We start from the raw sequence: 18343 nt of genomic DNA on the forward strand, positions 1-18343 counted from the left end.
TTGCGCTCAAGGACTGAACGTTCCACCTCCGAGCCGGACAGCGGACCGAGACACCGCGCGGTGTCCGCCGCCGCTCTGCTGTCCGCCGCGGCACTGATATCCAGCGTGGGCCTCACGACGACCGCGTTCGCGGCCGGATCGTCGGCGGCGTCGGCGGCCCACGCCAAACACCTGTGCGCGCACGCCACCACGCCCGGCCATGTGGCGTGTCTGGCGGAGGCTCGCACCGACGTCATCCAGCACCTGACCGTCAGCCCCCACACCGCTCCGTCCGGCTACGGCCCATCGGACCTGCAGAGCGCCTACAACCTGCCGTCCGCGACCGCCGGTTCGGGCCGGACCGTGGCGATCGTCGACGCCATGGACGACCCCACGGCCGAGTCCGACCTCGCCGCCTACCGGTCCCAGTACGGCCTTCCCGCCTGTACCACCGCGAACGGCTGCTTCCACAAGGTCAACCAGACCGGCGGCACCACCTACCCCAGCGTGGACTCGGGCTGGGCCGGCGAGATATCCCTCGACCTCGACATGGTCAGCGCGGTCTGCCCGCAGTGCCACATCACGCTCGTCGAGGCATCCTCCACGAGCATGACCGACATGGGCACGGCCGAGAACGAGGCCGTCGCCCTCGGCGCCAAGTACGTCTCCAACTCCTTCGGCGGCTCCGAGGACCCGTCCGAGACCACCGCCGACGTCCAGTACTTCAACCACCCCGGCGTCGCCATCACCGTCAGCGCGGGCGACAGCGGCTACGGCGTCCAGTACCCGGCCTCCTCCCCCTATGTCACCGCGGTCGGCGGCACCTCGCTCAGCCGCGCGAGCAACTCCCGCGGCTGGAGCGAGTCGGTGTGGTCCACCGGCAGCACCGAGGGCACCGGATCCGGCTGCTCCGCCGACGAGGCCAAGCCCACCTGGCAGGCGGACACCGGCTGCGCCCGCCGCACGGTCGCGGACGTCTCGGCGGTCGCCGACCCGGCCACCGGCGTCGCGGTCTACGACACCACCGGTGCCTCCGGCTGGAACGTCTACGGCGGCACCAGCGCCTCGTCGCCCATCATCGCGGCCACCTACGCCCTCGCCGGCACCCCGACCGCGAACAGCTACCCGTCCTCGTACCCCTACGGCCACACGTCGGCCCTGAACGACGTCACCACAGGCGCCGACGGCACCTGCTCCCCGAGCTACTTCTGCACCGCCGGCACCGGCTACGACGGTCCGACCGGCCTCGGCACGCCCAACGGCACCGCTGCCTTCGCCGGCGGCGCGAACACGGTCAACTCCCTCCAGCCCGGCCGAAAGCTCACCTCCGGCCACCGGCTGAGCAGCGCGAACATCACCCTGTCGATGGGCAGCGACGGCAATCTGGTCGCGTACCTCAAGACGAACGGGACGAGCAGCAGCGGCCCGGCGATCTGGTCCAGCCACACCTCGGGCAACTCCGGCGCGTACGCGTACATGCAGAGCGACGGCAACCTGGTGGTCTACTCAAGCACCGGCACCGCTCTGTGGTCCTCCCACACCTCCGGCCACTCCGGCGCGTACTTCCTGGTGCAGGACGACGGCAACCTGGTGGTCTACTCAAGCACCGGCACCGCCCTGTGGTCGGACGGCACCTACATGCGGTCGGCGACGATCGGTTCGGGACAGAAGCTCTACGGCGGCTGGTGGGCCCAGGCCAAGTACACCCGCCTGGTGGTGCAGCCGGACGGCAACGTGGTGCTCTACCGCAAGCGCGACGGCAAGGCGCTCTGGTCCACCGGCACCTACGGCCACTCCGGCGCGTACGCGTACATGCAGAGCGACGGCAACCTGGTGGTCTACTCAAGCACCGGCACCGCTCTGTGGTCCTCCCACACCTCCGGCCACACCGGCGCGTACGCCGTGCAGCAGAGCGACGGCAACTTCGTCGTCTACACGGCCTCCGGCGGCCCGGGCAAGGGCGGCGCCCTGTGGGCCAGCAACACCTCGTCGTACGTGCCCTGACCGAGGGCCTACGCGGACCCAGGTCGTGAAAATGCCCCCGATCGGCGCCATGCGTGCCGGTCGGGGGCTTGATCGTTACGGCTTAAGCCGTGTGGTTCGCCCTCCGCAAGGAGGCTTGAGCGAACCGCCGAGGGGTCTCGATGCCGGCGCCGGAAGGGCCCGCATGTATCCCGGTACGGAATCTGCACAGTGCGTACGCAACCGCGGAACGAGTCGTTCCGTTGGTGTCGAGTTGTCCCGGACCGGCGTCGCGGTGGCAATAGCTGTGACCGGCCTGAGTGGCGCCACATGTGGAGAAACGGTCCCGGAAGCGTGACCGCGCCCGCACGGATGGGGCACGCGGCGGGGCCAACTGACCTGGGCCGAGCTGCGGTTGGCTGGATGGCCGGCGCGCTCCGTGGTTTGATCGCTCGCACCGCCGGAATCGCGCCAGGTGTCCGAAAGGGACGGCGCACGCCTGCGGCCGCGGCCCACCGTATGTCCCCCGGCGGTGCCGCTTTCCCCTGTGGACCATGATGCGAAGGGCAGTTTCCCCATGAACTCCGCTCACCAGGTTGAGACCCTCGAGATCTCCGACGCCGAACTCGACACTGTCGCCGGCGGTCTGATGCCCGAGCTCAGCCTCACCCTCGACAACACGACCCTCAGCAGCGCCGGCGCCCTGTCCCAGCTCAGCGCCGTCTCGGGAGAGGCCCTGGGCGCCCTCGGCCAGACCCACCAGGTCGGCTTCAACGCCTCCCTCTGATCGTCCCGATCACCGCACCCAGCCCCCTGCCCGGAGGAGACTCCGGGCAGGGGGCTCGGTCATGTCCCCTGCGATTCCTCCGGGCAACTCTTTCGGCGGGGGTGCCCACGCGGGTGGCGCCATGTGCGCCCCTATTCGGGTGCTTGTGCGCACGTCACCGCTTCTCGTGTATCGGTCGGCGGCATACCTCTGGCGACCACACACCCACCGAAGGAGACGCTTCATGCGTACACGTACCGTGCTGGCCGCCATCGCTCTCGCCGGGACCGTTCTGCTCGGAGGTGCGGCCCAGGCCCTCGCCGACGACAACGACGGTATGGGCGACCTCATGGGCAACAGCGGAAGTGCCATGCCGAACAGCGGCGGCGATTTCGGGAGCAACTCCCACGCCAAACCCGCTTTCGGCACGGATGCATCTGGATTCGGCCAAATGGGCTCCATTTTCAAAGGCACCACCGGCCACTGACTGCTGCGCCGTACCTTCATTCCCCCGCCCCGCACCGTGATGCTCTCGGTGCGGGGCGGGGATGTTTCCATGCACTGGTCATTGGCCGGTGCGGTCTGCGGAGCCCGGCCCGTGAGCCCCACGGCCGAGCGCCTCAGGCCGTACGGACCTCGGGCTCGGCGTCCACGGCCGGAGCGGGCTCCGCTGGGCTCATCTTCGCCAGCCCTTGCATGAGCACCGCGTACCCCAGCCCCGCGACCGTCCCGACCACGGCGCACATCCCCCACAGCCACCGCGCGCCCAGGCGGTCGATGACCGCGCCGGACATCAGCGGTGCGACCAGCGCGGCGACCGACCACGACAGCGTGTACACGCCCTGGTAACGCCCGCGCCCGTGCACCGGGGAGAGTCGTACGACGAGTCCGGTCTGGGTCGGTGCGTTGACGATCTCGGCGAGCGTCCAGACGCACACGGTGACCATGAAGACGCCGACCGACCCGGCGAAGGCGGTGAGTCCGAAGCCGTAGCCGGCGAGCAGCGAGGAGACGACGAGCAGGGTGCGCGGGTCGCGGTGCTCGATGAACCGGGTGACCGGAATCTGCAGGACGACGATCAGGATGCCGTTGACAGCGATGGCGACCCCGTAGTCGGCGGGCGAGAAGCCGGCCCGTCCCATGGCCACCGGCAGCCCCACGGACCCCTGCTGGAAGACGAGCGCGACCAGGAAGGACAGTCCGACGACGGCCATGTACCGCCCGTCGCGCAGCACGGTGCCCAGGCTGACGGCGCTGTCCGTCTCCTTCACCTGCGCCGTGGGCCGGGACTCGGGCACCTTCAGGAAGACGACGAGCGCGCAGGCCAGGGTCATCCCGGCCTCGATCAGGAACCCGGCGAGATAGCTGAACTCGGCGATGAAGCCGGCGGCCATCGAGGAGACGGCGAACCCGAGGTTGATGGCCCAGTAGTTCAGCGAGAACGCCCGCACCCGGTCCTCGGGCCGGACGATGTCGGCCATCATCGCCTGCACGGCCGGCCGGGAGGCGTTGGAGGCCATGCCGACGAGGAAGGCGACGGCGGCGATGGCGACCGGGTCGGTCATGAAGCCGAGCAGCGCGACCGAGGCGGCCGTGGCGGACTGGGCGATGAGCAGAGTGGGCCGCCGTCCCAGCCGGTCGGCCATGACTCCGCCCCCCAGCGAGGAGACGACCCCGCCGAGTCCGTGCAACGAGGCGACGAGACCGGCGTACGAGGCCGAGTAGCCGCGGTCGAGGGTGAGATAGAGGGCCATGAACGTGGCCACGAAGGCGCCGAGCCGGTTGACGAGGGTGCTTGTCCACAGCCACCAGAACTCGCGGGGTAGCCCGGAGACGCTCTCCCGGGCGGCACGTCGAAGACGAGCGGCGGACATGACAAGACCCCCCATGGATCAATGAGCGCCCCGATATGGACGCTGTAAGTACCTCAAGCGGTAGGCACAACTTACATACAAGGTCTTCCGGCGGCCACTCGATTAACAGATGCCGTCAACGGTCCACCCATCGACCGGTCCGGGCAGGGCCGGGAAGGCGTGGATTACGCTCTTTCCCATGGCCGACGCACCGTACAAGCTGATCCTCCTCCGCCACGGCGAGAGCGAGTGGAACGCGAAGAACCTGTTCACCGGCTGGGTGGACGTCAACCTCAACGAGAAGGGCGAGAAGGAGGCAGTCCGCGGTGGCGAGCTCCTGACGGACGCCGATCTCCTCCCCGACGTGGTCCACACGTCCCTCCAGAAGCGCGCGATCCGCACGGCCCAGCTGGCCCTGGAGGCCGCGGACCGCCACTGGATCCCGGTCCACCGCAGCTGGCGCCTGAACGAGCGCCACTACGGTGCCCTGCAGGGCAAGGACAAGGCGGCCACGCTGGCCGAGTTCGGCGAGGAGCAGTTCATGCTCTGGCGCCGCTCCTACGACACCCCGCCCCCGGCGCTCGCGGACGACTCCGAGTTCTCCCAGGCGAACGACCCGCGCTACGCCTCCATCCCGCCGGAGCTGCGCCCCGACACGGAGTGCCTGAAGGACGTCGTCGTCCGGATGCTCCCCTACTGGTACGACGGCATCGTCCCCGACCTGTTGGCCGGCCGCACGGTCCTGGTCGCGGCCCACGGCAACTCGCTGCGCGCCCTGGTCAAGCACCTGGACGGCATCTCCGACGCCGACATCGCGGGCCTGAACATCCCGACCGGCATCCCGCTGTACTACGAACTGGACGAGAACTTCAAGCCGGTCACCCCCGGCGGCAAGTACCTCGACCCCGAGGCGGCCGCGGCGGCCATCGAGGCGGTCAAGAACCAGGGCAAGAAGAAGTAGGTTTCATAACCGTGCCCCCGACCCGCGCTTACGGCGCGGATCGGGGGCATTTTCACGGCCTGAGCCTTCTCTCGATGCACGACGCGTTGCTCGTTCTCGTCGCGGTTCGGCCGCGTGTGCCCGTAACGCCACCGCTCAGCGCCCCCCGCCGAAGCCGCCCACCACCTGCTTCTTCCGTCCGAGACTGCTGCGGTTGAGTGACAAGTAGTGACAAGTAGTACGGCTCCCCGAGGGCGTTCACGGTGTGAAGAGATGATTTCTCCTAGTTTCTTCTTAGATTCGGATATGTCGGGCAGCAGGTGGTCGCCCGCGTCCGCCACCCATGGAGGTCATCGGATGAATCTTCGTTCCTGGGTTGCAGCGCCGCTGGCGGGTGCGGCTTTCGCCCTGGTGTCCCCATCGGCCGACGTCGCTGCGCAGGCGTCTGTACGGCATGTGTCAGGTGTCGTGTGGCGCGGTGACGGGGGCGGGCACCGCGGTCACGGCAATCCCTGGCGTGACTGCCACAGCCACCGCCGTGTCGTGCTCATCGACAAGGGCCTCAGGGCGATTCTGACCAATGACCGGCGTGGCCCGGAGGCTCTCGTCCTCGTGGGCTCGGGACCCTCCTCGTCGCCGGAGGCACCGTGGACCACCTTTTCTGTCACGACGTATCTGGACGTCAATTATCCGACCCAGACGAGCGGCCAGTATGAGCTCAAGATTCGCGACTTCTTCAGGGTGCATCCGTTCTTCGAGGTGAAGGCCCTCGACAACCACAAGCGCGCCTTTCCCTTCCCGGTCGCCCACTGCCGCGACGGCAAGGACGACGGAGACCGCGAGGACGCTGCTGGTCCGCACGGTGGGAGTGGCCCGTCCAGTTCCCCGTTGCCCCAGAAAGGGCATGAAGACGCGGCTGCCAGTTGGAGCACCAGCCTTTTGAGCGCGAAGTACATCGTGATCGCGGCCAGCGGTTTGCTGATGGTTGGGGCAACGCTGGCCATGGCCTGGCTTCGCCGACGCCGTTCCGGCGAGTGACACCCGGCCGGAAGCGCAGGCGACAGCACCTCTGGTCCCTGACATCCCGTGATGTCAGGGACCAGAGGTGCTGTCGCCTCAGCTGTACCAATTGACGAACGGCCGACCTGCGGGGAGACGGCCGGGCCGGCCCCGCCGGGACGGCGCTGTGTCCTTGCAGTTCCGTCCAGCGGTCCATGTGGCCGTCGGGCAGGCGAAGACGTATTCCTTCGCCTCCTCCACAGCTGCGTGTGCGGCTTGGAGAAGACTCGCTGTGTAGTCTGCCTGGCTGTCACGGTCCGGTACCGGCCAGCCGACTCCGATGTGGAGATCGGGGCGAGGGGCGAGCAGGTCTTCTTCCTCCGGCGGCGCCTGCGGTTCGACCGGCACCGGCGGGTGCGCACCGCCGCTGCTGCTGGTCGTCGGAGGTCTCTTGGCGGGACTGGTCTGGGGGGACTGCTGCTTGCGGTGGTGGCCGTCATGGCCGGGGGGTCTGGATGCGGCCAAGCGGTGGGGCCTGGCTAAGCCACTGCCTCCGGCCGAGGAACCGCCGCCTCCGGCCGAGGAACCGCCACTACCGCCCGAAGAGCCGCCACTTCCGCCCGAGGAACCACCGCTTCCGGGGGAGGCCGACTTGCCCGAGGGACTGGGCGTGGCCGAGGGGCTCGGACGGGGATCATGGCGGCAGATCCAATCAGGGTTTTTGATTCCGTAGCTCAGGCCCCATTCCTTGTCGCAGCCGCCCCAGTATTTTCTCACCGAGCCGCAGTAGGGGCCGCCGTAGCTGAAACACGGGGGCTCTGAATCCCACAGGCCCGGATCCGTGAAGGGCGCCTGGGACGATTCGGCTTTGTCTCGCGAGGTGCCGATGGCGCTGACCATGCGGACCTGCGCGACATCGGAACTCTGGGACGTCCAGTCTGTGAAGAAGAGGGGCAGGCCGATGGCTGAGGCGGATGCCGTCACCGTTGTAGCAGCGAGAGCCCAGCGGGTGAGACGCATAACTGTTCCTCTCGGCTTTGTGATCTGTGGAAGGCGCGAACGAACTCTGTGCACGAGTGCCGCCGCTGTGAGCACTGGAGCTGAACGTATGATTTGAATACATCCCAACAACCAGCGAACCGCCGGTCAGACGGCCTTGCGCCGGTTTTTTCACTCGAAGAGTCTCGCCTCGATCCACTGGCATGTGACACCGAACTGCATTCCTCGCGCGACTCGTCCGACGCCGGCCTTGGTGATCAAGGCCAGCGGGGTGTCAGCGGGCAGGCTGGACAGCCCGCCGGGAATCTTCCCGTCACTTCACCGGCTTCGCGGCCCGCTTGCCTGCCTCGAAGACCAGCTACTGCACCGTCTGGGCCGACTCGGGGCAGTGCTGCTTCCGCATCGCCGTAGCCGCAGCGGGCGACGACGAGTGGGACATCGATGGGCGAGGCGGGAAGCCCGTGTCGCGCGAGGACAGCGCCGACGATTCGTCCAAGCGGCCCGCCAACGGCACTCAGGGCTCACAAGGACCCGGCAGCGTATGCGAGTTGGCCTTCACGCGTGGTCCCGGGCAACGTCGCGGCGGAGGACCCTGGCCGTGGTTGCCGTCACGACCAGGGATGACGGACATCGCTTACGACTGGAGAGGTTGTAACCGGTCCGCGCACAGGACAAGGGCCGGTGTGGATCGCAACTGGCATCCACACCGGCCCTTGTGACGTCGCGCCGCCCTCAGCCGCACTGGCAGGGGCCACCGGACTGGCAGCCGCAGCCGCAGCCCGAGCCGCAGCCGCACGCACCGATCAGCGGAAGGTTCCTCGTTTCGGCGGGCTGGTCGGTCACGCGCTCCTGCGTGGGGTCGGGCGTGGTGCTGGGGGATTCGGCCATGGGTCCCTCCTAGACGCTGGGGCAGGGGTGCCCTCGTCTATTTCATGCCCGCTTTCCTGGGCGCATCAACGGCGCACGGAGGCGCTCACGGGTCCACGCGCCCCCGACGCCACTCCGGAAGCCCCGGAAAGCCCCGGAAGCCTTGCCCCGGAGTCCCGGAGTCCCGGAGTACCGGGGGTCCCGCCCGCAGGGTCAGGATCCCTCGACCCCCGTCACCGGCTGGATGTCCGCCTGCAGTTCGTCCGCGTGCTCGCCCGTGACCAGGTACACGACCCGCTTGGCAACGGCCACCGCGTGGTCGGCGTACCGCTCGTAGTAGCGGCCGAGCAGGGTGACGTCCACCGCCGTCTCGATGCCGTGCTTCCAGCGCTCGTCGATCAGGTGCTGGAACAGCGTGCGGTGCAGCAGGTCCATCTCGTCGTCGTCCTGCTCCAGCTGCATCGCGAGGTCGACGTCCTTCGTGATGATCACCTCGGCCGCCTTCGCCATCAGGCGCTGCGCGAGCTGGCCCATCTCCAGGATCGTGGCGTGCAGGTCCTGCGGGACCGCGCGCTGGGGGAAGCGCAGCCGGGCCAGCTTCGCCACGTGCTGGGCGAGGTCGCCGGAGCGCTCCAGGTCGGCGGACATGCGCAGGGAGGTGACGACGATACGGAGGTCGGTCGCCACCGGCTGCTGGCGGGCCAGCAGGGCTATCGCCCGCGCCTCCAGGTCGTGCTGGAGTTCGTCGACCTTCTGGTCCGCCTCGATCACGTTCTCGGCCAGCTTCAGGTCGGAGTCCAGGATGGCGGTCGTGGCGCGCCCGATCGCCGACCCGACCAGCCGGGCCATCTCCACCAGACTGTCACCGATCGAGTCAAGTTCCTCGTGGTACGCGTCCCGCATCAGGGTTTCCTCTCCTACGTGCGTGTTCTGGGGTTCCCGGGGCTGTGACACCAAGCGGACCGAGCGCCCCGTGCAAAAACCGGCGGTGCGAACCCCACGCTCCCACGCTGTGGCCTGTACGCGTCCGTTTCTGCCACCCCAAATGAACCAATACTGGCTCCAAGGTGAACTCTGGGCGACGAGTGTTCGAGGTCGCCCCTCGACGGCTGTGGTCTTGTCGTACGCCCTGCTTAACCTGGATGCATGGACGTGAACGCGGCGGTCGCCGCAGCGGCAGCGATCGCCGGGGTGCTCACCGGCGTCATCGCCATGCTGGCGTTCCGCTGGAGCGAGCGCGACCAGAAGCGACCGACCAGGACTTCCTTGCATATCGATCCCGTACTCCCGCCGGGCGTGGACACCGTGCTGTCCGTGCTCCGTTCCTCGGCCGTCGTCCTCGACGAGGCCGACGCCGTCGTCAAGGCCAGCTCCGCCGCCTACGCCCTCGGGCTGGTGCGGGGCGGCAAGCTCGCCATCGAGCCCATGCTCCTGATGGCCCGGGACACCAGACGCGACGGCGAGATACGCCAGGTCGAGCTGGACCTCCCCCGGCGCGGTACCGGACGCGGCGAGGCCCTCGCCGTCTCCGCGCGCGTCGCCCCGCTCGGCTCCCGCCTGGTCCTGCTGCTGGTCGAGGACCTGACGGAGGCCAGGAGAATCGAGGCCGTGCGACGCGACTTCGTGGCCAATGTGAGCCATGAGCTGAAGACGCCCGTCGGCGCGCTCTCCCTCCTCTCCGAGGCGGTCATGGACGCCTCGGACGACCCCGAGGCGGTACAGCGCTTCGCGGGCCGTATGCAGATCGAGGCGACCCGCCTGACCAACCTGGTCCAGGAGCTCATCGACCTCTCCCGGGTGCAGAACGACGACCCGCTGGAGGACGCGGAGCCCATCCGTGTGGACGAGCTGGTCGCCGAGGCCGTCGACCGCTGCCGCCACCAGGCCGGTACGAAGCAGATCACCATGGCCGCGGGCGGCACCGCCGATCTGCACGTCTGGGGCAACCGCGGCCAGCTGGCCGCCGCCCTGGGCAACCTCGTCGAGAACGCCGTGAACTACTCCCCGGCCCGCACCCGTGTCGGCATAGCCGCCCGCCGTGTCAACGCCCCCGGCGGCGACATGATCGAGCTGGCCGTGACGGACCAGGGCATCGGGATCTCCGACAAGGACAAGGAGCGCATCTTCGAGCGCTTCTACCGCGTCGACCCGGCCCGCTCGCGGGCCACCGGAGGCACCGGTCTGGGTCTCGCGATCGTCAAGCACGTGGTCGCCTCGCACGGCGGGGAGGTCACGGTCTGGAGCGCCGAAGGCCAGGGCTCCACCTTCACCCTCAGGCTGCCGGAGGCGGGTGCGGCCCGCGACCGCGCATCGCAGCACCCCGACCCCGACCTCGACGACGAGGCCGGCAACCCCACTGAGTCATCCCCGTACGAACCGCTTCCCGCCCCGGAGGTCCTTCCGTGACCCGAGTGCTCGTCGTCGAGGACGAGGAGTCCTTCTCCGACGCCCTGTCGTACATGCTCCGCAAGGAGGGCTTCGAGGTCGCTGTCGCGGCCACGGGCCCCGACGGACTCGACGAGTTCGAGCGCAACGGCGCCGACCTCGTCCTCCTCGACCTGATGCTGCCGGGACTGCCCGGCACGGAGGTGTGCCGCCAGCTGCGCGGCCGCTCCAACGTCCCCGTGATCATGGTGACGGCCAAGGACAGCGAGATCGACAAGGTCGTCGGTCTCGAAATAGGAGCCGACGACTACGTCACCAAGCCGTTCTCCTCGCGTGAGCTGGTCGCCCGCATCCGGGCCGTCCTGCGCCGCCGCGGCGAGCCGGAGGAGGTCGCCCCGGCCGCCCTGGAGGCGGGCCCGGTCCGCATGGACGTCGACCGCCATGTGGTGACGGTCAGCGGCTCCAAGGTCGACCTCCCGCTGAAGGAGTTCGACCTGCTGGAGATGCTGCTGCGCAACGCCGGCCGCGTCCTGACCCGCATGCAGCTCATCGACCGAGTCTGGGGCGCCGACTACGTGGGCGACACCAAGACCCTCGACGTCCACGTCAAGCGCCTCCGCGCCAAGATCGAGCCGGACCCGGGCGCCCCGCGTTATCTGGTGACGGTGCGTGGTCTGGGCTACAAGTTCGAGCCGTGATCGAGGCGGTGTCAGGGACTTTTCCTGTCCGGCCGGGCGGAGTCCGGCGCGGTGCTCCGAAGCGCCCGTGCGGCGGTGCGAGGGGTGTGTGGGGGATGGGTCCCTCGGCGTCCATGTCGAGAGCCTGTGTGCCGAGGTCGAGCTGGACCCGGGCGCCCCGCGTTGTCTGGTGACGGTGCGTGGTCTGGGTTACAAGTTCGAGCCGTGATCGAGGCGGTGTCAGGGACATTTCCTGTCCGGCCGGGCGGAGTCCGGCGCGGTGCTCCGAAGCGCCCGTGCGGCGGTGCGAGGGGTGTGTGGGGGATGGGTCCCTCGACGTCCATGTCGAGAGCCTGTGTGCCGAGGTCGAGCCGGACCCGGGGGCGCCGCGTTGTCTGGTGACGGTGCGCGGTCTGGGTTACAAGTTCGAGCCGTGAACCGCTCGTACTCGCCGTACGACGAAGGGCGGCACCCCGTGCTGGGGTGCCGCCCTCGTGTGTACGGTTGCTCAGTGGCCGGCGACCGACTGCGACGCCGAGTCGCTCGGGGTGGCGCCGGTGCCCGCCTTGCCGCTCGCGGAGGACGACGGGGTGGCCTTGCCGCCCTTGCCCTTGGCCGGCTTGCCGCTGGTGGACGGGGAGCCGCTCGCGCCCGGGACGCCGGTGGGGATCGCCGGGGCGGACGGGATCGTGCTCGGGCCCCACTTGTCGAAGTAGCTGGTGGCCGGCACCACGAAGGCCTGCAGGCTCACGGCACCGGTCTTGCTGAAGGTGAAGGTGATCTTCTGCGCGTTGCCGTCCTGGACCGCCTGACGGCCACTGGCCAGCTCCGCGGAGGCGTTGCCCTTGCCGCCGAGGATCAGCGAGCCGTGCGCCGGGACGGTCAGGTTCCCGCCCTTGGCCGGGGTCAGCTTGACGGTCTCGCTGCTGCCCTCGACGGCGACGGACTGCAGGGTCTCGTCCGTGTCGGCCTGGTTGAACAGGGTCGCGGAGATGACCGCCGGACCCGTCGACTTCAGGTCGGGCTGGGTGATGACCACCGCGTTCTGGATCTTGATGTTGCCAACCGAGGTCGCCGCGTTGTCCGGCTTGACCTGCAGGGTCTGGGAGCCGTTACCGGCGCCGCAGGCGGCGAGCGAGGCGATCGAGAAGACGATGGCGGAGGCGGCGAGGGCGCCGCGTCGAAGGCTGCTGCTCACGGCGGCGGCAACTCCTTGAACGCGCGGGCGGCTCCCCTTATAAAGCCACCCTAAGTGTCTGTCAGCGGGCTTAGGTTACCGAGCCGTTCCCAGGCGGCCGCACCCGACCCTCCCCAAGCGTCCGGCTTGCCTCCGGCTGGGGGTACTGCGAACCTCTCGTCACTCCCGTCACAAGTGACTCCCCAGTCACTTTGCCGGGGCGCTCGTCCGCCATTCACATAACCGCTCGCAAAATTTCCGTGAAGGAATGCGTGACGCCTCGATGGCCCCTTGATGGCTCGCTTGATGACCCTCTCGACGGCCGTCCTCGATATTGATCACACTGCACCTGTCCGGCAGCCGTTGATCAATTCCGGAATCGGTCCGGATCGGCCACGGGTCACCGAACGGAGTAGCGGAAGTCGTACGCTTGGAAGCGGACAAAACGGGACGTTCGTCCACTTGGAGGCGGCTCCGGGAGTGTGTAACGTACGCGTTTCACCCCGCCCGAAGAGCCCCTCCGACCTGCGAATTCCCGCCTCCGCAGGCCCCTCGCAGCACGTTCCTGTCGCAGTTGTCAAGCCCCGAGATATGCCCTGACCTGCGAAAACGCCATTCAGAAGACGCCGTATCCGTGTTACCCTGGATAGCCACGGAAGGGGTACCTGTCACATGACGTTCAAGGTTGGCGACACCGTGGTCTATCCCCATCACGGGGCCGCGCTGATCGAGGCCATCGAAACTCGCCAGATCAAAGGCGTGGACAAGACCTACTTGGTGCTGAAGGTCGCCCAGGGTGACCTGACGGTGCGTGTGCCAGCGGACAATGCTGAGTTCGTGGGTGTGCGTGATGTGGTCGGTCAGGACGGGCTGGACCGGGTCTTCGAGGTGCTGCGCGCACCGTATGCGGAGGAGCCCACGAACTGGTCCCGTCGCTACAAGGCAAACCTGGAGAAGCTCGCCTCCGGCGATGTCATCAAGGTCGCCGAAGTCGTGCGTGACCTGTGGCGTCGTGAGCGCGAGCGCGGGCTCTCCGCCGGTGAGAAGCGCATGCTCGCCAAGGCCCGCCAGATCCTGGTGAGCGAGCTGGCTCTCGCGGAGAACACGAACGAGGACAAGGCCGAGGCCCTGCTCGACGAGGTGCTCGCCTCCTGACGCACCACGGCAGCGAACCTTCGCTTCCGTCAAGCTCAGCACGTTCAGCACAGTGAAATGCCGCGGTGCCCGATGACACTGACCATGTCGCCGGGCGCTGCGGCATGTTCGTCCCCGGAAAACCGTAAAACTTCAACACAGCTTCGGCAGCCGGAAACGGGGCGCCGAAACGCCCGCTGTACACCTCGGGGAAACTCCCCCTGCTTGATGTGCCGGGCCCGGGCAGATGGCTCGACCAGGGTCACGGAAAGGGTCCGGTCAAAGCGTCGCGCCCGGCACTCCTCCAGGCCATACCCACCTAGGTCGAGCACACAAACCTGACAGGAACCGATGTCTGACGAATCGCGCCCTTCGCCCGCGCAGACCCCCGTCGCCGCCGTGATTCCCGCCGCCGGCCGGGGCGTACGCCTCGGTCCGGGCGCCCCCAAGGCGCTCCGCGCGCTGAACGGCACGCCCATGCTCATCCACGCGGTCCGCGCGCTCGCCGCGTCCCGCCATGTCTCCCTGGTGATCGTCGTCGCCCCGTCCGACGGCGCCGCCGAGGTCAAGTCCCTGCTCGACGCGCACGCCCTGCCCGAGCGCACCGACTTCCTGGTCGTGCCCGGCGGGGACACCCGGCAGGAATCGGTGAAGCTCGGTCTGGACGCCCTGCCGCCCGAGTACGGCGTCGTCCTCGTCCATGACGCGGCCCGCCCGCTCGTCCCGGTCGACACGGTCGACGCGGTCATCGAGGCCGTACGCACCGGCGCGCCCGCCGTGGTCCCCGTGCTCCCGCTCGCCGACACCGTCAAGGAGGTCGAGCCCGCCGCCGAGGCCGGCGAGCCCGAACCGGTCGTCGCCACCCCGGAGCGCGCCCGGCTGCGCGCCGTCCAGACGCCCCAGGGCTTCGACCGGGCCACCCTGGTCCGCGCCCACGAGACCGTCACCGACAACGTCACGGACGACGCGAGCATGGTCGAGCAGCTGGGGCTCACGGTCGTGGCCGTCCCGGGCCACGAGGAGGCCTTCAAGGTCACCCGCCCCCTCGACCTGGTCCTCGCCGAGGCGGTCCTGGCCCGCAGGAGGCTGAACGATGGCTTCTGAACAGCCCTCGACGCCGCTGCCCCAGGTCGGCATCGGCACCGACATCCACGCCTTCGAGGAGGGCCGCGAGCTGTGGTGCGCGGGCCTGAAGTGGGAGGGCGAGGGGCCGGGCCTGGCCGGGCACTCCGACGCGGACGTCGTCGCCCACGCGGCCTGCAACGCCCTCTTCTCCGCAGCCGGGCTCGGTGACCTGGGGCAGCACTTCGGCACCGGCCGTCCCGAGTGGTCCGGCGCCCCCGGGGTGACCCTCCTCACGGAGGCCGCCCGGATCGTCCGCGAGGCGGGCTTCACCATCGGCAACATCGCCGTCCAGGTCGTCGGCCCCCGCCCGAAGATCGGCAAGCGCCGGGACGAGGCCCAGAAGGTCCTCTCCGAGGCGGCCGGCGCCCCCGTCTTCGTCTCCGGCGCCACCACGGACGGCCTCGGCTTCCCGGGCCGGGAGGAGGGGCTGATGGCGATCGCGACGGCACTGGTGGTCCGTACGGGCTGAGTCCGCCGTTCCGTTCGTGGTGCGGGTGAGCGGAGAGCGTGCGAGGGTACCCGGAGAGTCACCGCCGACCCAGGAGGTACCCATGCCCGCCGCCCTGCCAGACCGGCTCAAGTCCCTGCTCGACGGTCCCGTCTTCATCGTGGTGGGCACGATCCAGCCGGACGGCCGCCCGCAGCTGTCCCCGGTGTGGGTGAAGCGTGACGGGGACCAGATCCTCTTCTCCACGACCGTCGACCGCCGCAAGAAGAAGAACCTCGACCGCGACCCCCGGGTGAGTGTCGTCGTCCAGGACCCCGAGACGCCCTACGTGTACGGCGAGATCCGGGGTACCGCGGAGTTCACCACGCAGGGTGCCGGCGAGCTGATCGACGAACTGTCGGTGAAGTACACCGGCAAGAAATACGCGGAGTTCAACCCGGCCTCCGTCAAGGACGCCGCCCGGGTGATCGTCAGGATCACGCCCGAGAAGGTCGTGGGAATGTTCTGAGCCAAGCGGCACGAGGCACCACCCCGCGCCCACTACCCTGGAGTGGTGACCATTCGCCTGTACGACACCAGCGCCCGGCAGATCCGTGACTTCACCCCGCTCAAGCCGGGTTGTGTCTCGATCTACCTGTGTGGCGCGACCGTGCAGGCGGCACCGCACATCGGCCACATCCGCTCGGGCCTCAACTTCGACATCATGCGCCGCTGGTTCACCTACCGCGGCTATGAGGTGACGTTCATCAGGAACGTCACCGACATCGACGACAAGATCATCACCAAGGCCCATGACCAGGGCCGGCCCTGGTGGTCGATCGGGTACGAGAACGAGCGCGCCTTCAACGAGGGCTACACCGCCCTCGGGTGCCTGCCGCCGACGTACGAGCCGCGCGCGACCGGCCACATCACCGAGATGGTCGAGATGATGCAGCGCCTCATCGAGCGCGGGCATGCCTACGCGGCCGACAGCAACGTCTACTTCGACGTACGGTCCTTCCCGCAGTATCTGGAGCTGTCCCGGCAGGAGCTGGACAACCTGCTGCAGCCGTCCGGCGAGGGCGAGACCGGCAAGCGGGACCCGCGTGACTTCGCCATGTGGAAGGCCGCCAAGCCCGGCGAGCCGACGTGGCCGACGCCATGGGGCCCCGGCCGCCCCGGCTGGCACCTGGAGTGCTCGGCGATGGCGCACAAGTACCTGGGCTCCGCCTTCGACATCCACGGCGGCGGCCTGGACCTGATCTTCCCGCACCACGAGAACGAGATCGCCCAGGCCAAGGCCTACGGCGACGACTTCGCCCGGTACTGGGTGCACAACGCCTGGGTGACCATGGCCGGCGACAAGATGTCCAAGTCGCTCGGCAACAGCGTCCTGGTGTCCGAGATGGTCAAGCAGTGGCGGCCCGTCGTCCTGCGCTACTACCTCGGCACCCCGCACTACCGCTCGATGATCGAGTACAGCGAGGAGTCGCTGCGCGAGGCCGAGTCGGCGTTCGCCCGGATCGAGGGCTTCGTGCAGCGGGTCACCGAACTGACCGGGAAGACGGTCGACCCGGCCGCCGAGGTCCCGCCCGCCTTCGCCGAGGCGATGGACGACGACCTGGGCGTCCCGCAGGCCCTCGCCGTCGTGCACACCACGGTCCGGCAGGGCAACAGCGCGCTGGCCGCCGACGACAAGGAGGCCGCCGTGGCCCGGCTCGCCGAGGTGCGGGCCATGCTCGGTGTCCTCGGCCTCGACCCGCTGGACGAGCAGTGGGCGGGGGAGTCCGACCAGGGCGACGACCTGCACGGCGTGGTCGACAGCCTCGTCCGCCTCGTCCTCGACCAGCGCGAGTCCGCCCGCACCCGCAAGGACTGGGCGACCGCCGACGCCATCCGCGACCAGCTCGCCCAGTCCGGCCTGGCCATCGAGGACAGCCCGCAGGGTCCGCGCTGGAGCCTCAAGTCCTGACCCCCGGTCATGAAGATCGACTGTGCCGCCCGGCCTCCCGGGCGGCACACTGCATAAGACGTACGTACGAAGCTCACGGAGACAGGTAACTCATGGCCGCGAACAACCGCCGCATGTCCGGCAAGAAGGGCGCGCAGGTCGGCAGCGGCGGGCAGCGGCGCCGGGGCCTGGAGGGCAAGGGCCCGACCCCGCCCGCCGAGATGCGCAAGGGCCACGCCAAGCAGCGTGCCGCCGCGGCCAAGTCCCGCCGCGCCCAGGGCCGCCCGCAGCAGCGCCGGGGCGCCGGCAGGTCGACGTCCGAGATGGTCGTGGGCCGTAACCCGGTGGTCGAGGCGCTTCGCGAGGGCGTACCCGCCTCCACCCTCTACGTCCAGCAGTTCATCGACAACGACGAGCGCGTCCGCGAGGCCCTGCAGCTCGCCGCCGAGCGCGGCGGCATCAACCTGATGGAGGCCCCGCGCCCCGAGCTGGACCGCATGACGAACGGTCTCAACCATCAGGGCCTGGTCCTGCAGGTCCCGCCGTACGAGTACGCGCACCCCGAGGACCTCGCCGACGCGGCCTACGACGAGGGCGCCGACCCGCTGATCGTCGCGCTGGACGGGGTCACCGACCCGCGCAACCTCGGCGCCGTCGTCCGCTCCGTCTCCGCCTTCGGCGGCCACGGCGTGGTCGTGCCCGAGCGCCGCTCGGCCGGCATGACCGCCGGTGCCTGGAAGACCTCCGCCGGTACGGCCGCCCGCACCCCGGTCGCCCGCGCCACCAACCTCACCCGCGCCCTGGAGGCGTACAAGAAGGCCGGCATCACGGTCGTCGGCCTCGCCGCCGACGGCGAGACCGAACTCGGCGACCTGGAAGCCCTCGACGGCCCGGTCGTCATCGTGGTCGGCAGCGAGGGCAAGGGCCTGTCGCGCCTGGTCGGCGAAACCTGCGACGTCCGCGTCCGGATCCCGATGCCGGGTGGCGCGGAATCGCTGAACGCGGGTGTGGCGGCGGGCATCGTGCTCTACGAGGCGGCGCGCAGGCGCAGCTGACATCGGCGCGCGGACGGGATGGAACGAGGATTGAACACCCGTCCGGA

At 69.3% G+C, this 18343-nt stretch carries 17 protein-coding genes and 1 pseudogene; 14 read left to right on the forward strand and 4 right to left on the reverse strand.

Annotation, left to right across the window (positions count from 1 at the left end; translation table 11 throughout):
- Positions 1–60 precede the first annotated feature (60 nt).
- From AV521_RS50675 to AV521_RS10810, 3 genes are all read left to right on the forward strand, one after another.
- Positions 61–1983 (forward strand): hypothetical protein, encoded by a 1923-nt coding sequence (locus AV521_RS50675; protein ID WP_256725499.1) that lies wholly within the window; start codon positions 61–63, stop codon positions 1981–1983.
- Between the two features lie 535 nt (positions 1984–2518).
- Positions 2519–2728 (forward strand): hypothetical protein, encoded by a 210-nt coding sequence (locus AV521_RS10805; protein ID WP_107480869.1) that lies wholly within the window; start codon positions 2519–2521, stop codon positions 2726–2728.
- A 223-nt stretch (positions 2729–2951) separates the two neighbouring features.
- A complete protein-coding gene (locus AV521_RS10810) occupies positions 2952–3194 on the forward strand; it encodes a hypothetical protein (RefSeq protein WP_076087001.1) in 243 nt (80 codons plus the stop codon).
- Positions 3195–3327: 133 nt separating this feature from the next.
- Here the strand turns inward: AV521_RS10810 and AV521_RS10815 are convergent, their stop codons facing one another.
- On the reverse strand, positions 3328–4581 hold the full coding sequence (locus tag AV521_RS10815) for an MFS transporter (RefSeq protein ID WP_076087003.1): 1254 nt from the start codon (positions 4579–4581) through the stop codon (positions 3328–3330).
- Between the two features lie 178 nt (positions 4582–4759).
- Between AV521_RS10815 and AV521_RS10820 the strand changes: the two genes are divergently transcribed.
- Together AV521_RS10820 and AV521_RS10825 are read left to right on the forward strand one after the other, a co-directional pair.
- On the forward strand, positions 4760–5521 hold the full coding sequence (locus AV521_RS10820; RefSeq protein ID WP_076087005.1) for a phosphoglyceromutase: 762 nt from the start codon (positions 4760–4762) through the stop codon (positions 5519–5521).
- Between the two features lie 522 nt (positions 5522–6043).
- Positions 6044–6538 carry a hypothetical protein gene (locus AV521_RS10825; protein ID WP_076087007.1) on the forward strand — a complete coding sequence of 165 codons (495 nt, stop codon included), beginning with the start codon at positions 6044–6046 and terminating at the stop codon, positions 6536–6538.
- 1692 nt (positions 6539–8230) lie between these two features.
- Here the strand turns inward: AV521_RS10825 and AV521_RS49220 are convergent.
- Positions 8231–8386: a hypothetical protein gene (locus tag AV521_RS49220; protein ID WP_179022995.1), complete on the reverse strand. Its 156-nt coding sequence runs from the start codon at positions 8384–8386 to the stop codon at positions 8231–8233.
- 192 nt (positions 8387–8578) lie between these two features.
- Positions 8579–9268 (reverse strand): phosphate signaling complex protein PhoU, encoded by a 690-nt coding sequence (gene phoU, locus AV521_RS10830; protein WP_076087008.1) that lies wholly within the window; start codon positions 9266–9268, stop codon positions 8579–8581.
- A gap of 243 nt (positions 9269–9511) precedes the next feature.
- On the opposite strand from phoU, the gene AV521_RS10835 reads away from it, so the two are divergent.
- The 3 genes and pseudogenes from AV521_RS10835 to AV521_RS49225 all read left to right on the forward strand — a co-directional run.
- Positions 9512–10771, forward strand: coding sequence for a cell wall metabolism sensor histidine kinase WalK (locus AV521_RS10835; protein ID WP_076087009.1), 1260 nt, complete (start codon positions 9512–9514; stop codon positions 10769–10771).
- Complete coding sequence (locus AV521_RS10840) at positions 10768–11448, forward strand: response regulator transcription factor (RefSeq protein ID WP_076087010.1); 681 nt, start codon at positions 10768–10770, stop codon at positions 11446–11448. Before AV521_RS10835 ends, AV521_RS10840 begins: the two co-directional genes overlap by 4 nt.
- 296 nt (positions 11449–11744) lie before the next feature.
- Positions 11745–11864: pseudogene (locus tag AV521_RS49225) on the forward strand (helix-turn-helix domain-containing protein); the annotation flags it as partial.
- Positions 11865–11935: 71 nt separating this feature from the next.
- On the opposite strand, the gene AV521_RS10845 reads toward AV521_RS49225, so the two are convergent.
- Complete coding sequence (locus AV521_RS10845; RefSeq protein ID WP_076087011.1) at positions 11936–12625, reverse strand: DUF461 domain-containing protein; 690 nt, start codon at positions 12623–12625, stop codon at positions 11936–11938.
- A gap of 651 nt (positions 12626–13276) precedes the next feature.
- Here AV521_RS10845 and AV521_RS10855 point away from each other — a divergent pair.
- The 6 genes from AV521_RS10855 (at position 13277) to rlmB (ending at position 18296) form a co-directional block, all read left to right on the forward strand.
- Entirely contained in the window at positions 13277–13759 is a 483-nt protein-coding gene (locus tag AV521_RS10855) for a CarD family transcriptional regulator (RefSeq protein WP_003953493.1), read from the forward strand.
- A gap of 330 nt (positions 13760–14089) precedes the next feature.
- A complete protein-coding gene (gene ispD / locus AV521_RS10860; RefSeq protein WP_076087013.1) occupies positions 14090–14842 on the forward strand; it encodes a 2-C-methyl-D-erythritol 4-phosphate cytidylyltransferase in 753 nt (250 codons plus the stop codon).
- Complete coding sequence (ispF, locus tag AV521_RS10865) at positions 14832–15332, forward strand: 2-C-methyl-D-erythritol 2,4-cyclodiphosphate synthase (RefSeq protein WP_076087015.1); 501 nt, start codon at positions 14832–14834, stop codon at positions 15330–15332. Before ispD ends, ispF begins: the two co-directional genes overlap by 11 nt.
- An 82-nt stretch (positions 15333–15414) precedes the next feature.
- Entirely contained in the window at positions 15415–15819 is a 405-nt protein-coding gene (locus AV521_RS10870) for a PPOX class F420-dependent oxidoreductase (RefSeq protein WP_076087017.1), read from the forward strand.
- Between the two features lie 45 nt (positions 15820–15864).
- The gene (gene cysS / locus AV521_RS10875) at positions 15865–17262 is read left to right on the forward strand and encodes a cysteine--tRNA ligase (RefSeq protein ID WP_076087441.1); all 1398 of its coding nucleotides are present in this window, start codon (positions 15865–15867) and stop codon (positions 17260–17262) included.
- A 92-nt stretch (positions 17263–17354) separates the two neighbouring features.
- Entirely contained in the window at positions 17355–18296 is a 942-nt protein-coding gene (rlmB, locus tag AV521_RS10880; RefSeq protein WP_076087019.1) for a 23S rRNA (guanosine(2251)-2'-O)-methyltransferase RlmB, read from the forward strand.
- Positions 18297–18343: the final 47 nt, after the last annotated feature.

Source organism: Streptomyces sp. IMTB 2501, from assembly GCF_001953885.1.
In the GTDB taxonomy this organism is placed as follows: Bacteria; Actinomycetota; Actinomycetes; order Streptomycetales; family Streptomycetaceae; genus Streptomyces.

Bases quoted from the DNA above. Each gene is read 5' to 3' on its own strand.
- AV521_RS10805 (WP_107480869.1), top strand. From the start codon at position 2,519: ATGAACTCCGCTCACCAGGTTGAGACCCTCGAGATCTCCGACGCCGAA.
- AV521_RS10820 (WP_076087005.1), top strand. From the start codon at position 4,760: ATGGCCGACGCACCGTACAAGCTGATCCTCCTCCGCCACGGCGAGAGC.
- rlmB (WP_076087019.1), top strand. From the start codon at position 17,355: ATGGCCGCGAACAACCGCCGCATGTCCGGCAAGAAGGGCGCGCAGGTC.
- AV521_RS10835 (WP_076087009.1), top strand. From the start codon at position 9,512: ATGGACGTGAACGCGGCGGTCGCCGCAGCGGCAGCGATCGCCGGGGTG.
- ispD (WP_076087013.1), top strand. From the start codon at position 14,090: ATGTCTGACGAATCGCGCCCTTCGCCCGCGCAGACCCCCGTCGCCGCC.
- AV521_RS10815 (WP_076087003.1), bottom strand. From the start codon at position 4,581: ATGTCCGCCGCTCGTCTTCGACGTGCCGCCCGGGAGAGCGTCTCCGGG.
- AV521_RS10810 (WP_076087001.1), top strand. From the start codon at position 2,952: ATGCGTACACGTACCGTGCTGGCCGCCATCGCTCTCGCCGGGACCGTT.
- AV521_RS10870 (WP_076087017.1), top strand. From the start codon at position 15,415: ATGCCCGCCGCCCTGCCAGACCGGCTCAAGTCCCTGCTCGACGGTCCC.
- AV521_RS49220 (WP_179022995.1), bottom strand. From the start codon at position 8,386: ATGGCCGAATCCCCCAGCACCACGCCCGACCCCACGCAGGAGCGCGTG.
- AV521_RS10855 (WP_003953493.1), top strand. From the start codon at position 13,277: ATGACGTTCAAGGTTGGCGACACCGTGGTCTATCCCCATCACGGGGCC.
- ispF (WP_076087015.1), top strand. From the start codon at position 14,832: ATGGCTTCTGAACAGCCCTCGACGCCGCTGCCCCAGGTCGGCATCGGC.
- phoU (WP_076087008.1), bottom strand. From the start codon at position 9,268: ATGCGGGACGCGTACCACGAGGAACTTGACTCGATCGGTGACAGTCTG.